Raw genomic sequence first — 14,404 nt, 5'->3', positions numbered from 1 at the left:
GTCTCCATATGCCGGCGGCTCACGTCGCCGGACGGAACGGCTTCGCCAGCGATGCCGGGAAGTGCAGCGCGAGCATCTGCCGGTTCTGCGAGATGATCACGAGCACGACGATCGTCGCGAGATAGGGCAGGGCCGAGAGCAGTTCGGAGGGAACGGCAATGCCCAGCGCCTGGCCCTGGAGCTGCAGGATTGTCATGCCGCCGAACAGCCAGGCGCCGAGCAGCACGCGCAACGGCCGCCAGGTGGCGAAGACCACCAGCGCCAGCGAGATCCAGCCCTTGCCGGCGGTCATGTTCTCGACCCAGAGCGGGGTATAGGCGACCGACAGATAGGCCCCGGCAAGCCCGGCCATCAGGCCGCCGAACAGCACGGCGAGATAGCGGATCCTGATCACCGGATAGCCGATGGCGTGCGCGGTCTCGGGCGACTCGCCGATGGTGCGCAGGATCAGGCCGCCCTTGGTGCGGTAGAGGAACCAGCTGATGACGAAGAACATGACAATGGCGAAATACACCATCGGATCGAAGCGGAAGAACATCGGCCCGACGACGGGAATGTCCGACAGGAACGGGATGCTCATGCGGTCGAGCGCATCGATCGGGGCCGAGCCGAAGTTGCGTCCGAGGAAGGCGGAGACGCCGGAGCCGAAGATGGCAAGGGCCAGCCCCGCCGCATACTGGTTGGTGAGGAAAGTCAGCGCCAGTACGCCGAACAGGAGCGAGGCGGCGGCCCCGCCGAGCGCGCCGGCGATGATCGCCACGGGCATGGGCAATCCGGCAATGACCGCCCAGAAGGCGAAGGCGGCTCCGATCAGCATCATGCCTTCGATGCCGAGGTTGAGCACGCCGGATTTCTCGACGACCAACTCGCCGAGGGCCGCAAAGATCAGTGGCGTGGCGGCAATGATGGTACCGGTGAAGATGGCAATGAACAGGTCCATCAGGCGTGCTCCGGAATGCGGCGAAGTCGATAGAAGATGAAGAAGTCGGCGGCGAGCAGGAAGAACAGCAATATGCCCTGGAATATTCGCGTCAATGCTGCGGACAGGCCAAGGTTCATCTGCACTGCCTCGCCACCGAGGAACAGCAGCGACATCAATAGCCCGCCGAGCACGATGCCGAAGGCATTGAGGCGGCCGATGAAGGCGACGATGATCGCGGCGAAGCCGTAGCCGGGCGAGATCTGCGGCGACAACTGCCCGAGCGGCCCGGCAACCTCCGCCATGCCCGCGACGCCGGCGGCAGCACCGCCGGCAAGCAGGCCGATCCAGACGGCCGAGGATTCGCGGAAGCCGGCATAACGTGCCGCCAGGGGGGCTGCACCGCTGACCGACATCTTGTAGCCGAGGAAGCTGCGGTCAGTGAATAGCCACATCAGGAACACAGCGACCACGGTGATGAAGACCGAGGCGTTGAGCCGGTAGGCATAGTCGAAGGGCTCGAACATCGCGGCAGCCGACAGAAGTGCCGTCTGTGGATAGTTGAAGCCTGCCGGATCGCGCCACGGCCCATGCACCAGCCACGACAGCAGAAGCGTGGCGATATAGGTCAGCATCAGCGTAACCAGGATCTCGTTGGTGTTCATCCGCGCCCTGAGGAAGGCAGGGATCGCGGCCCAGGCCATGCCGCCACAGGCGCCAGCCAGGAACATCAACGGCAGGAGAATGGGACTCTCGGGGTTGGGATAGAACAGGCCGACGCCGCAAGCGGCGATCGCCCCGACGATCAGTTGTCCCTCGGCGCCGATGTTCCAGACATTGGCGCGAAAGCCGACGGCCAGACCGCAGGCGATGAGGATCAGCGGCGATGCCTTGAGCAGCCACTCGGAAAGCCCGTTCAACGAGTTGAGCGGGGCGATGAAGAATGCCTGCAGCGTCACCAGCGGGTCATAGCCGAGCGTGGCAAATAACAGCGAGCCGACGACAAGCGTAAGCACGGTCGCGATGACCGGCGCCGCCACCCGCATCCTGGCGGATGGTTCCGGTCTTTGTTCAATCCTGTACCGCAACTTCGCCTCTCCCGTTGGTGCCGTTGCCGCGGTCGACCTTGGTCATCAACAGGCCGATCTCCTCGCGGTTGGTTTTTGTCCTGATCAGCGGCGGCGAAACCTGTCCCTGGCAGATGACGAGCAGGCGATCGCAAATCTCGAACAGTTCGTCGAGTTCCTCCGAGATCACCAGCACGGCCGCGCCCGACCGGCTGAGATCGACAAGCGTCTGGCGGATGAAGGCGGCTGCACCGACATCGACGCCCCAGGTCGGCTGGGCGACCAGGAACAGTTTCGGCTGGAGCGCGATTTCGCGGCCGACGATGAATTTCTGCAGGTTGCCGCCTGACAGGCTTTGGGCACTCGCCTGCGGCCCGTTGGCCTTGACCTTGAAGCGCTCGATGATCTTCGCGGCGAAGCTGTTTGCTCCCTTGCGGTCGACGAGGCCGTTTCGGACCAGACCGGTGCGATGGGCGGTCAGGACCGCATTTTGCCACAGCGCATGCGGGGGCACGGCGCCGCGGCCGAGCCGCTCTTCCGGCACGAACGCCATGCCTAGCTTGCGCCGTTCGCTGGCGTTGAGATGGGCCGCAGCCCTGCCGTCGATCTGGATCGAAAGGGCATTGCCGTGGGTGCGCTCGCCACTGAGCAGCGAGATCAGTTCGGCCTGGCCGTTGCCGGACACACCGGCAAGCCCGACGATCTCGCCGCCGCGCACCTCGAAGGAGACGTTCTTGAGCTCGACGCCATATTTGTCGCGGGCAGGGGCGGTGAGTCCGCGCACCTCGAGCACCGGCTTTTCGCTCGGCACCGACGGGCTGACATGCATCTCGGGCAACTCGGCGCCGACCATCATTCGGGCGAGTTCGAGCGACGTGCTTTGCTTGGGCCGCGCGGTGCCGGTGACCTTGCCGTTGCGCAGCACGGTCGCCGTGTCGCAAAGCTCCTGCACCTCGTCGAGCTTGTGGCTGATATAGACGATCGAGCAGCCTTCGCTGGCGAGCTGGCGCAGGGTCTCGAACAGCTTGACCACCGCCTGTGGCGTCAGCACCGAGGTCGGCTCGTCGAGGATCAGAAGCTTCGGGGCCTGCAGAAGGCAGCGTACGATTTCGACGCGCTGGCGCTCGCCGACCGAGAGGTCGTGCACCCGCCGGTGGGGGTCGATCGGCATGCCGTAGCGGTTCGACAGCTCGGTGATCTGGCGGGCAAGGGCATCGAGGTCGAAGGTGTTGGATACGGCGAGTGCGATGTTTTCGACCACGGTGACGGATTCGAACAGTGCGAAGTGCTGGTACACCATCTCGATGCCGAGTGCCCGCGAGGTGGCGGGCGTGTGCGCGGCGATGGGCTTGCCGTCGCAGAAAATCTCGCCGGAATCGGCCTGGGCCGCGCCGTAGATGATCTTCATCAATGTCGATTTGCCGGCGCCGTTTTCACCGAGCACGGCGTGGATTTCGCCCGGCATGATCGACATCGAGATGTCGTCATTTGCAACGATGCCGGGATAGCTTTTGGTGATGTTGCGCAATTCGAGGCGTGGGGGCATAGCCGGTCCTGCCATATGGGTTGGACGATGCGCAGCCATAGCCACCGGAGCCTGCGCTCCGGTGGACTTGCTAGCGTGGGGCGGAAATCAGCCGAGCTTGCCGATCATTCCCTTGACGAACCAGTTCATGCCGCGGATGTCGGCATCGGCCAGCACGCTGCCGGCCGTGACCTTGACGTTGCCGTCCTGGTCCTTCAGTTCGCCGGCATAGGGATGGACCTTGCCCGAGCCGATGTCGGCCTCGAGCTGCTTGAGCTTGGCGATGACGTCGGCAGGGATGGCTTCGTTGTAGGGCGCCATCTTGACCACGCCGCCGGCAAGGCCGTCCCAACGTGCTTCCGGCTTCCAGGTGCCGGCAGCCACACCCTTGGCGGCGCCGACATAGTCGCTCGACCAGTCGAGCGTGAAGGCGGTGAGCTGCTTGCCCGAGCCGAACTTGGCCATGTCGCTCGCGTAGCCGATCGACCATGCGCCGCCTTCGCCCGCTACCTGCACGCCGGTTGCGGTATCGGTCATCGAGCAGATGACGTCGCAGCCTTGCGAGATCAGCGTGTTGGCCGCTTCCTTTTCCTTGCCCGGATCGAACCAGGAATTGAGGAAGATGGCATTGCAGGTGATGTCGGGATTGACGCTCTGGGCGCCGAGCAGCAACGCATTGGCCGGGCCGACGATGTCGGGGATCGGGAAGCCGCCGATGAAGCCGATCTTGCCCGACTTGCTCATATGCGCGCCGGCGGCACCGGCAACGAAGGTGCCTTCGTAATACTTGGCCTCGAAGGTGCCGAGATTGGCGAGGTGGACGATGCCCGAGCAATGCTCGAAGGCGACCTTCGGGAAGCGCGGCGCCACCTTCTGCATCGGCGTGCCGTGCGAGAACGAGGTGCCGAAGATCAGCTGGTTGCCGGAGGCAGCGAGTTCGCGGAACACGCGCTCGGCGTCCTGCGGCATGAAGATGTTGTCGATGACCGTGAGCGCGACCTTGTCGCCGAATTCCGCCTTGATGGCGTCGACGCCCAGGCTGTGCTGCTTGGTCCAGCCGATGTCGGCAATCGGCGAGACGTAGACAACGCCGACCTTGAGCGGCTCCTGGGCGTTGGCGAGGCCAGTCCAGCCGCCGGTGCCGATAGCTGCGCCGGCAGCGCCGGAATATTGCAGGAATTTTCGTCTGGTGAGATTGATCATGGTGGTAACCCTCTGTTGGTAGTCGGCGCCCGGCTTCGTGCCGGGTCTATTTAGCGGCGTGGACGTGGGCGTGCGCCCCCGCTCCACCGTTATCTCCCGTCTTTTTTCGTGGTGCAGGCTTCGGCGCTTCGCCGGCCTTGCCGTCGAGATACGGCTCCAGCGCCTCGCGCGGCGACAGTTCCGGAAACACCTGCCGGTCCATGATGTAGCCGCGCACGACGGAGCGGTGATGCGCGTCGATCAATTCCATCGCCGGCTTGAGCCGGCCCTTTTCGAGCAGGTCGATGACGCGGGCGTGGTCGTCGAGCAGGTTGCAATAGTCGAAATCGGCGGTGATCAGCGAACGCAGCAGCGTCGTGCGGCGCACCAACTGGGCATGGATCTCCTGCATCACCCTGTTGCGGCTGAGGCGGACGAAGACGGTGTGGAATTCCTGGCCGAGCACGTCGGCGAGCGCGTCGTTGCCGGAAGCCACGGCCTGGCGCTGGCGCTCGACATGCTGGCGCAGTTCGGCCCATCCGGCAGGCCCGAGGCGATCGCTGAGCTGGGCGGCGACGCCCTGCTCGACCAGCGTCAGCGCGTCGTAGATCTCCAGCGCTTCCTGCATGCTCGGGCGGGCAACGAAGGCGCCGCGGTTGCGCTCGATCTGGGCGAGCCCGTCATCGGTCAGCCGGATCAGCGACTGGCGGACAACGATACGGCTGACGTCGAAAATCTCGGCCAGTTCGCGTTCGCCGAGCTTGCAGCCGGGCACCAGCCGGTGATCGATGATCGCCCGCGTCAGTATGTCGGCAATGGCCTGCGAGCGACTGCTCATGGCACCTTCCTCCCCCACCAGCGCACTTTGGCTTGCTCAGCGGTCACGCACCGGCGTTGGCTGCACCTGATGTGCCGCATATCCCGAGTTACGTTTCCCATATCGGTAGTCAATCCTTTCGGCCTGTCAACCAACTTTCTCACATGGCAATGCAAATTTCCATTGATTGATATCCAATCTTGTGTTTCCAATAATGCCATAAAAGAGCTAGGTTCATGGGGAAGTGCTAGCCAGGGAGGGTGCGATGAGCATAGCTGCCCTTTGTAGCGACAGAGTTCTTCTCAACGATTGGCATGTGGTCGCCGACCTCACGAACCTGTCGGCCGCCGAGCCGTTCCAGACCCGCCTTCTCGGCGTCGACATCACCATCCATTGCCGTGGCCGCTACAACAAGGAAGTGGTCCGCAACGATACCGGTGCGCTGGTCAATTCGATCAAGCGCTACGGCTTTCTCTGGGCATGCCTCGGCACACCGGAGCGCGATATCGTGTTCGTGCCGGAGGCGGAAGAGGGCGACCGCTACCTGGTTACCGGCGGGTCGATCGCAGTCAAGGTTTCGGGCCTTCGGGCGGTCGAAAACTTCCTCGACATGGGCCATTTTCCGTTCGTCCATACAGGCTGGCTGGGCGACGAGCCACACACGGAAGTCGCGCCCTACAAGGTCGAACTGACGGCCGCCGACGAACTGGTTGCGACCGAATGCAAGTTCTACCAGCCTGTCGCCTCGCCGACGGCAAAGGAAGGCTTCATCGTCGACTACGTCTACAAGGTGATCCGGCCCTATACGGTGGCGCTCTACAAGAGCAACCCGGTGCACAAGGCCCGGCTCGACGTCATCACGCTGTTCGTCCAGCCCGTCGACGAGGACAATTGCGTCGCTCACCCCTTCCTCTGCTACCTCAAGGACGGCGTCGACCAGGCTGGAATCCGAAACTTCATGCAGTTGATCTTCGCGCAGGACAAGCCGATCCTCGAAAATCAGGTGCCGAGGCGCCTGCCGCTCGACCCGCGCGCTGAAACTCCGATCCGTGCGGATGCCGTCGCCGTCCTTTACCGGCGCTGGCTGCGCGACAAGTCTGTCACCTACGGTGCGATACCGGCGCGGATGTGAAACCCGCGCCCTTAGGAAGGAACCTCATATGACCCAGACGAGATGCACGGATCAGGTGATCCTCGACCTTTGGCACCCGCTTGCGGCCGTTTCGGAACTGCCGGTGGGCGTGGTCGTCGACACCGTCCTGCTCGAAGAGCGGCTCAGCCTCGCCGCCGACAGCGCCGGCAAGGCAGCCGTGTGGCGCTCGCGTCCGGAACTTGCAGCGGACAATCCCGTCGACATCGCCGCGCTCGGCGGCACGTTGCCGGTCAAGATCGCCTACGGTTATGTCTGGACCTCACTGGGCAACCCGCCGGCCGATATCTTCCCGATCCCCGAATATGCCGAGGCCGACCGGCGCAGGCTCAATGCCGCGACGCTGGGGGTCAATGTCTCGGCGCCGCGAGCCATCGAGAATTTCCTCGACATGGGCCACTTCCCCTATGTCCACACCGACATCCTCGGCGCCGAACCGCATACGGAGGTGAAGGAATATGACGTCGAGATTTCGGTCGACCGCGACGAGATCCTGGCCACACGCTGCCGCTTCTTCCAGCCGATGGCATCGACTGCCTCCGACGGCGGCGCCGATGTCGACTACATCTACCGTGTGCCGCATCCTTATTGCTCGGTGCTCTACAAATCGAGCCCGCTGGATGAGAGCCGTCTCGACGTGATTGCCGTGTTCCTGCAACCGGTCGACCAGGAGCATGTCCGCGCCCACATGATGCTGTGCGTGCTGGACGAGGACAATGAAGACAAGGTGATCAAGCGTTTCCAGCAGACGATCTTCGGACAGGACAAGCCGATCCTGGAAAATCAGTTCCCGAAGCGGCTGCCGCTCGATCCGCGTGCCGAAACACCGATCCGTGCCGACAAGTCGGCCATCGCCTACCGCCGGTGGCTGAGCCAGAAGGGCGTGACCTACGGGGTCATCCCCGCCGCCACCTGAGCGCCCTCAAGGCGCCAACCGACAAGATATCAGCGAGGAACATATGCTCGACCTAGCCAAGACCAGATGGCATCCCATCGCCGCGGGTTACGACCTGCCATTGCGCCACGTCTTCCACGGGCAACTGCTCGGCCGCGAGTTCGCCGTCTGGCGCGCCGACGATGGCTACGTCAATATCTGGGAGAACCGTTGCCTGCATCGCGGCGTGCGCCTGTCGATCGGCATCAATGACGGCCGCGAGCTGAAGTGCCAGTACCACGGCTGGCGCTATTCGAACCGCACCGCCGGCTGCACCTACATTCCCGCCCATCCGGCCGATGCGCCGGCCCGCACCATCACCAACCGCACCTTTGCGGCGGTGGAGCGCTACGGCCTGGTCTGGTCGGCGGAGGAGCCGCAAGGCGAGGTTCCCGAAGTTCCGGGCCTGGCCGAAGGCGAATTGCTCGCCCTGCGCGGCATCCCGGTCAACGCGCCGGCAGATGTCGTGGCAGCCAGGCTCAAGGGCTATCGCTTCCAGCCGAACGCAGCCCTTGACGGCAAGGACGCAAAAGTCGCCGTCGAGGCTTCGAACGATTTCACCGTCGCGTTGCGCGCGGTCGAAGGTGGTGCTGCGACGCTCGCCGCGTTCTTCGTCCAGCCGGTCGATTCCAACCGCTCGGTGATCCGCGGCGTGCTCGACGGTACGGTCGAAGGTGCGGCCCGCCTCGCCGTGCTGCGCCACCACAACGAACTTCTCTCCGCACTGCGCGTGGCGGTCGAAGCCGAGGCTGCGCACAAGCCTGCACCGGCACCGCTGGAGCCGATCATCGAACGCGTCTCGCCGGAACTGGCCGAGATGCCGGAAGAGACGGCGCATGGCCGCAAGGCGACGATCCGAGTCCAGGTGGCGCGGAAGTGGCCGGCCGCCGACGGTATTGCCGGCTTCGAGCTCCGGCCGATCAAGGGTCTGCTGCCGACCTTCCAGCCCGGCGCGCATATCGACGTGCACCTGCCGAACGGCCTGATCCGGCAATATTCGATCACCAACGGCCCGGGCGAGAGCGACAGTTATGTCATCGGCGTCAAGCTCGAGCGCGACTCGAAGGGCGGTTCGACCTGTCTGCACGAGACGGTGCGTGAAGGTGACGTGTTGGCGATCTCCGAACCGCGCAACAATTTCCCGCTGCGCCGCGACGCGGTCCAGACGCTGTTTATCGCCGGCGGCATCGGTATCACGCCGCTGCTGGCAATGGCCCAGGCACTCAAAAACCAGAGCCTTGCGCACGAGCTGCACTATTTCGCGCAGAACGAGGCACAGCTGGCCTTCCCCGAGAAGACGAGCACGCTCGGCGCCTCGCTGAAGCCGCATCTAGGTCTTTCGCCCGACCAGACGGGCGCCATGCTGCGCGAGATCCTCAGCGGCTACGGCCCGGACAAGCATGTCTATCTTTGCGGCCCCGGACCGATGCTCGAGGCGGCACGACATATCGCTGCCGAGATGGGTTGGCCGGAGACGGCGGTGCATTTCGAATACTTCAAGAACACCAATGTCATCGACGACAGCACCAGCTTCGAGGTCGCACTGGCGCGCTCCTGCATGACGCTGACGGTGCCTGCCGGCAAGACGATCCTCGAGGTGATGCGCGACGCCGGCATCGACATGCCGTCGTCCTGCGAGCAGGGCGCCTGCGGCACCTGCCTTGCCACCGTCATCGAGGGCGAGCCCGACCACCAGGACGTCTACCTCAACGATGCCGAGCGCAAGTCCGGCACCAAGATCATGACCTGCGTGTCGCGTGCCAAGTCGGCGCGGCTTGTACTCGACCTCTAGGAGTTCTCCGATGATCACGCTCTATGACTACGAACTGTCGGGCAACTGCTACAAGCTGCGTCTGCTGATGGGCATGCTCGGTGTCGAATGGAAGACCGTTCCCGTCGACTTCTATCCCGGCCGCGAGCACAAGTCGGACTGGTTCCTGAAGATCAATCCGCTGGGCCAGCTTCCTGTCATCGACGACGACGGGCTGGTGCTGCGCGATGCCCAGGCGATCCTGGTCTACCTCGCCTCGAAATACGATGCGTCAGGCACCTGGTATCCACGCGACAACCCGGCGCTGCTCGGCGAGATCAGCCAGTGGCTGGCCTTTGCCGACGGCATCACCGGCACCGCGTCCGCGGCGCGGCTGCATGACGCGCTGTTCTACGACTTCGACGTCGAGGCGGCCCGCGCGGGCGCGCATCGGCTGTTCCGCATCCTCGACGAACATCTGTGGTTCGGCGAGCAGGAAGGGCGCAACTGGATCTGCTCGGCATCCCAGCCGACCATCGCCGACATCGCCTGCTTCCCCTACATCATGCTGTCGGAAGAGGGCGGCATCCCCAGACAGGACTATCCGGCGATCCGCCGCTGGTGCGACCGCGTCAAGCGCCTCAAGGGTTTCAGCGTCATGTCGGGCGTGTTCCCCGCAGGGCCGGCCAAGGCTGCCTAAAGTTCGATAATCCGCCGGACGAAATGCCCGGCGCCTACTTGTTGTTGGGAGAGAAAGACATGAAAACCCGCGCCGCAGTTGCCGTCGGAGCCGGAAAGCCGCTCGAAATCATGGAGGTGGACCTCGAAGGCCCGCGCGAGGGCGAGGTGCTGGTCGAGATCAAGGCGACCGGCATCTGCCACACCGACGAATTCACGCTGTCGGGTGCCGATCCGGAAGGCATCTTCCCGGCGATCCTCGGCCATGAGGGTGCGGGTGTCGTCGTCGATGTCGGCAAGGGTGTCACCTCGCTCAAGAAGGGCGACCACGTCATCCCGCTCTACACGCCCGAATGCCGCTCGTGCCCGTCCTGCCTGTCGCGGAAAACCAATCTGTGCACCGCGATCCGCTCGACCCAAGGCCAGGGCCTGATGCCGGACGGTTCGTCGCGCTTCTCGATCGGCAAGGACAAGATCTTCCACTACATGGGCTGCTCGACGTTTTCGAACTTCACCGTGCTGCCCGAGATCGCGCTGGCCAAGGTCAACCCCGACGCACCCTTCGACAAGATCTGCTACATCGGCTGCGGCGTGACGACCGGCATCGGTGCGGTCATCAACACCGCCAAGGTCGAGATCGGCTCGACGGCCATCGTCTTCGGCCTCGGCGGCATCGGCCTCAACGTGCTGCAGGGTCTGCGCCTGGCGGGTGCCGACATGATCATCGGCGTCGACCTCAACAATGAGCGCAAGGCCTGGGGCGAAAAGTTCGGCATGACGCATTTCGTCAATCCGAAGGAGGTCGAGGGCGACATCGTTCCCTACCTCGTCAACATGACCAAGCGCGGTGCCGACCAGATCGGCGGCGCCGACTACACCTTCGACTGCACCGGCAACGTCAAGGTGATGCGCCAGGCGCTGGAAGCCAGCCACCGCGGCTGGGGCGAATCGATCGTCATCGGCGTCGCCGGTGCCGGCCAGGAGATCGCGACGCGGCCGTTCCAGCTGGTCACCGGCCGGACCTGGAAGGGCACCGCGTTCGGCGGCGCGCGCGGCCGCACCGACGTGCCGAAGATCGTCGAGTGGTACATGGAGGGCAAGATCCAGATCGATCCGATGATCACGCATACGCTCAAGCTCGAAGACATCAACAAGGGTTTTGACCTCATGCATGCCGGCGAGAGCATCCGCAGCGTCGTGGTCTACTAAAAACGGAACCGCGCCTGGGCCTTGTTGCGGGTCTTTTAAGCCTCCCAGCTTGCCCGCATGTTCCCCAAGCCAGGCGTCGGCCGGCGGTGCGTTCGAGGGTTCCACGACCTCTCGGCCGCGCCGCCGGCATCTTTTTGAGCGTTGCAGCCCCCGTCCGCCGAGGGTATGCCGGGCGGAATTGTTTGACGAGAAGGTAGAGCAGATGAAGACCGTTTCCACCTCGAAGTCGCATGGCGGTGTCCAGGGCGTCTATTCGCACGCCTCCGAGGCCTGCGCCTGCGATATGACCTTTGCCGTTTTCGTACCGCCGCAGGCCAAGGATGGTCCGGTGCCGGTGCTGTGGTATCTCTCGGGTCTCACCTGCACGCACGCCAATGTCATGGACAAGGGCGAGTACCGCCGCCTGGCCGCCGAACTCGGCCTGATCATCGTCTGCCCCGATACCAGCCCGCGCGGCGAAGGCGTGGCCGACGAAAAGGACAACTGGCAGTTCGGTTCCGGTGCGGGCTTCTATGTCGATGCGACGCAGGAGCCCTTTGCGAAAAACTATCGCATGTACTCCTACGTCACCGAAGAACTGCCGGCGCTGATTGCGGCGAACTTCCCGGCCGACATGTCACGCCAGGCGATTTTCGGCCACTCGATGGGCGGCCACGGCGCGTTGACCATCGCCCTGAAGCACCCCGAGCGCTTCAAGAGCTGCACGGCTTTCGCGCCGATCGCACAGCCTTCGACGGCGGGCTGGTCGAAGCCGGCGCTGGAGAAGTATCTCGGCTCAGATGAAGCCGCGTGGCGCGCCTATGACACGACGCTGCTGATCGAGGACGGCAAGCGCTTTCCCGAATTCCTGGTCGACCAGGGCACTTCGGACAGCTTCCTCAACGAAGGCCTGCGGCCGTGGCTGTTGGAAGAGGCCTGCAAGAAGGCTGGCATCGGGCTCACCCTGCGCATGCAGGAAGGCTACGACCATTCCTACAACTTCATCTCCACCTTCATGGACGACCACTTGCGGTGGCATGCTGCCCGTCTGGGCTGAGCGGCGAAAGTCGCTGTCAGGGCTTTGAAGCAAGCAGCTTGGCGAAGACATGGCGCTTCGCCTTGCCGACGCTGATCTCCAGCGTTTCGTTCTGGGCCAGGTGCGCAGCTATCGCGCTTGCGAGCATGCAGCCGGTGCCGCGCATCACGACCGGGATGCGCGACGCGTCGAACCGGATGGGTTCTCGGCCGGGCAGGAGCAGCAGGTCCGTCGACGTTGCTCCCGACGCGTGCCCGCCCTTGACCAGAATGGCGGGCGCGCCTGCATCGAACATCTTGGCGGCTTGCCAGATGATGTCGCGTTCGCCGGCGGCGAGCGGCAGGCCGGTCAACAGTGCCAGCTCGGGCAGGTTGGGCGTGATCAGCGTGCAAAGCGGAAACAGCTTGCGCTTGAGCGTTTCGACCGCGTCGTCGTCGAGCAACTGACGTCCCGAGGTCGAGGCGAGGACGGGGTCGAGCACGACAGGGACCGGCAGGCTGCTTGCCAGTACCGATGAGACCGCCTCTATGATCGGGGCGCTGCCGAGCATGCCGATCTTGACCGCCTTGACCGGGTTGGCGGCAAATGCCGCGCGCATCTGGGCGGCAACGAGGTCGGGTGCGCTATGCTTGATCCGTTCGACAGCGTCATGGGTCTGGACCGTCACGGCCGTGACCGCAACGCAACTGCGCAGGCCGAAGGCCGACACTGTCTCGATGTCGCGGACGATGCCGGCGCCGCCGCTCGAATCTGACCCGGCGACGATAAGCACATGCGGGGTCATCGCCACTCAGCCGTTGCCGCCAGCCATTCGCGCGTGCGCGCTTCGGGATCCGCGTTCAGGGTGATGTCGGTGACGACGGCTGCAATGTCGGCGCCCTGGGCGAAGACGCCCGGGATGCGCTCGATGTTCAGTCCACCGATGGCGACGAGCGGTGTGGCACCGACACGCCGCTTCCATTCGGCGATGCGGTCGAGCCCTTGCGGCGCCCACTTCATCGCCTTGAGGATGGTCGGATAGACGGGTCCGAGCGCGACATAGTCGGGTCCGGCCGCAAGGGCCGTGTCGAGTTCGGTGTCGTCGTGGGTGCTGAGGCCGAGCTTCATGCCGGCGCGGCGGATCGCTGCCACGTCGGCCTCGGCGAGGTCCTCCTGGCCGAGATGGACGAAGTTGCAGCCTTCGTCGATGGCGAGGCGCCAGTAGTCGTTGACGACGAGCTGGCAGCCATGGCGTTCGCAGATGGCCTTCGCCGCACGGATTTCGCGGCGCAGGCTGGCGTCGTCCATGTCCTTGATGCGCAACTGCACCAGCTTCACGCCCAAGGGCACCAGGCGCTCGATCCAGACGGCGGAACCGACAATGAGGTAGAACGGGTCGAGCTTCATGAAAATGCTGCCATGCCGATGATGGGGGTTGATGGGACGGCCATGTCGCGCGGTTCGAGCGGGCCGGCGAGGAATGCTTGCCGTCCGGCCTCGACCGCCTTGCCGAAGGCCGCGGCCATGGCGACCGGATCGCCTGCCTTGGCAACGGCGGTGTTGAGCAGTACGGCGTCGTAGCCGAGTTCCATGACGGTGGCCGCATGCGAGGGGCGGCCGATGCCGGCGTCGACGATCAGCGGCACGTCGTGGAAATGGCCACGCAGGCTGCGCAATGCGTCAAGATTTTGAGGCCCCCGCGCGGACCCGATCGGCGCACACCAGGGCATCAACACCTTGCAACCGGCGTCGAGCAGGCGTTCGGCGACGACCAGATCGTCGGTCGTGTAGGGAAAGACCTCGAAGCCGTCGGCGGATAGGATCTTTGCCGCCTCAACCAGCCCGAACACGTCTGGCTGAAGCGTGTCGTGATTGCCGATGACCTCGAGCTTGATCCAGTTCGTTGCAAAGACCTCACGCGCCATGCGCGCCGTCGTCACCGCCTCCTTGACCGAATGGCAGCCGGCGGTGTTGGGCAAGACGCGGACGCCGAGCGACTGGATCAGCGACCAGAATTGTCCGCCCGTCTTGCCGCCCGAGGTTTCGCGCCGCAGCGATACTGTTACGATGTCGACGCCCGACGCCCTGATCGCCTCGGCCATGATGGCGGGCGAGGGGTAGAGTGCGGTGCCGAGGAGCAGGCGGGAGGAGACCTGTTGTCCGTAGAGTTCGAGCATGG

The 14,404-nt window shown here is 64.4% G+C and carries 14 protein-coding genes; 6 read left to right on the top strand and 8 right to left on the bottom strand.

Annotation, left to right across the window (positions count from 1 at the left end; genetic code table 11):
- Positions 1–19: 19 nt before the first annotated feature.
- The 5 genes from WHT83_RS00980 to WHT83_RS00960 form a co-directional block, all read right to left on the bottom strand.
- Complete coding sequence (locus WHT83_RS00980) at positions 20–940, bottom strand: ABC transporter permease (protein ID WP_108606734.1); 921 nt, start codon at positions 938–940, stop codon at positions 20–22.
- Entirely contained in the window at positions 940–2,007 is a 1,068-nt protein-coding gene (locus WHT83_RS00975) for an ABC transporter permease (RefSeq protein WP_108606735.1), read from the bottom strand. Before WHT83_RS00975 ends, WHT83_RS00980 begins: the two co-directional genes overlap by 1 nt.
- The gene (locus WHT83_RS00970; RefSeq protein WP_406872716.1) at positions 1,991–3,532 is read right to left on the bottom strand and encodes an ABC transporter ATP-binding protein; all 1,542 of its coding nucleotides are present in this window, start codon (positions 3,530–3,532) and stop codon (positions 1,991–1,993) included. Before WHT83_RS00970 ends, WHT83_RS00975 begins: the two co-directional genes overlap by 17 nt.
- Before the next feature lie 87 nt (positions 3,533–3,619).
- Positions 3,620–4,714 carry a BMP family ABC transporter substrate-binding protein gene (locus WHT83_RS00965; RefSeq protein ID WP_406872715.1) on the bottom strand — a complete coding sequence of 365 codons (1,095 nt, stop codon included), beginning with the start codon at positions 4,712–4,714 and terminating at the stop codon, positions 3,620–3,622.
- Between the two features lie 46 nt (positions 4,715–4,760).
- A complete protein-coding gene (locus WHT83_RS00960; protein WP_108606738.1) occupies positions 4,761–5,531 on the bottom strand; it encodes a GntR family transcriptional regulator in 771 nt (256 codons plus the stop codon).
- 244 nt (positions 5,532–5,775) lie between these two features.
- Here WHT83_RS00960 and WHT83_RS00955 point away from each other — a divergent pair, with 244 nt between their 5' ends.
- The 6 genes from WHT83_RS00955 (at position 5,776) to fghA (ending at position 12,267) form a co-directional block, all read left to right on the top strand.
- The gene (locus WHT83_RS00955) at positions 5,776–6,642 is read left to right on the top strand and encodes an aromatic ring-hydroxylating dioxygenase subunit alpha (protein ID WP_318763625.1); all 867 of its coding nucleotides are present in this window, start codon (positions 5,776–5,778) and stop codon (positions 6,640–6,642) included.
- A gap of 28 nt (positions 6,643–6,670) precedes the next feature.
- Positions 6,671–7,576: an aromatic ring-hydroxylating dioxygenase subunit alpha gene (locus WHT83_RS00950; RefSeq protein ID WP_108606740.1), complete on the top strand. Its 906-nt coding sequence runs from the start codon at positions 6,671–6,673 to the stop codon at positions 7,574–7,576.
- Between the two features lie 43 nt (positions 7,577–7,619).
- The gene (locus WHT83_RS00945; protein ID WP_406872714.1) at positions 7,620–9,386 is read left to right on the top strand and encodes a 2Fe-2S iron-sulfur cluster-binding protein; all 1,767 of its coding nucleotides are present in this window, start codon (positions 7,620–7,622) and stop codon (positions 9,384–9,386) included.
- Between the two features lie 10 nt (positions 9,387–9,396).
- Positions 9,397–10,044, top strand: coding sequence for a glutathione S-transferase family protein (locus WHT83_RS00940; RefSeq protein WP_183262519.1), 648 nt, complete (start codon positions 9,397–9,399; stop codon positions 10,042–10,044).
- Between the two features lie 59 nt (positions 10,045–10,103).
- Positions 10,104–11,231 carry an S-(hydroxymethyl)glutathione dehydrogenase/class III alcohol dehydrogenase gene (locus tag WHT83_RS00935; RefSeq protein WP_108608244.1) on the top strand — a complete coding sequence of 376 codons (1,128 nt, stop codon included), beginning with the start codon at positions 10,104–10,106 and terminating at the stop codon, positions 11,229–11,231.
- 202 nt (positions 11,232–11,433) lie between these two features.
- On the top strand, positions 11,434–12,267 hold the full coding sequence (gene fghA / locus WHT83_RS00930; RefSeq protein ID WP_406872713.1) for an S-formylglutathione hydrolase: 834 nt from the start codon (positions 11,434–11,436) through the stop codon (positions 12,265–12,267).
- 16 nt (positions 12,268–12,283) lie between these two features.
- Here fghA and WHT83_RS00925 read toward each other — a convergent pair whose 3' ends face one another.
- Genes WHT83_RS00925 through WHT83_RS00915 form a run of 3 tightly spaced genes read right to left on the bottom strand, consistent with a single transcriptional unit; the run spans position 12,284 to position 14,402 of the window.
- Positions 12,284–13,030, bottom strand: a complete 747-nt coding sequence (locus WHT83_RS00925) for a hydroxymethylpyrimidine/phosphomethylpyrimidine kinase (RefSeq protein WP_406872712.1) — start codon at positions 13,028–13,030, stop codon at positions 12,284–12,286.
- A complete protein-coding gene (locus WHT83_RS00920; protein ID WP_406872711.1) occupies positions 13,027–13,632 on the bottom strand; it encodes a thiamine phosphate synthase in 606 nt (201 codons plus the stop codon). Before WHT83_RS00920 ends, WHT83_RS00925 begins: the two co-directional genes overlap by 4 nt.
- On the bottom strand, positions 13,629–14,402 hold the full coding sequence (locus tag WHT83_RS00915) for a thiazole synthase (RefSeq protein ID WP_406872710.1): 774 nt from the start codon (positions 14,400–14,402) through the stop codon (positions 13,629–13,631). Before WHT83_RS00915 ends, WHT83_RS00920 begins: the two co-directional genes overlap by 4 nt.
- Positions 14,403–14,404: the final 2 nt, after the last annotated feature.

Origin of the sequence: Aminobacter sp. P9b (assembly GCF_045345995.1) — a bacterium.
Lineage (GTDB): Bacteria > Pseudomonadota > Alphaproteobacteria > Rhizobiales > Rhizobiaceae > Aminobacter > Aminobacter niigataensis.
This window is presented reverse-complemented; position numbering and strand designations above follow the sequence as displayed.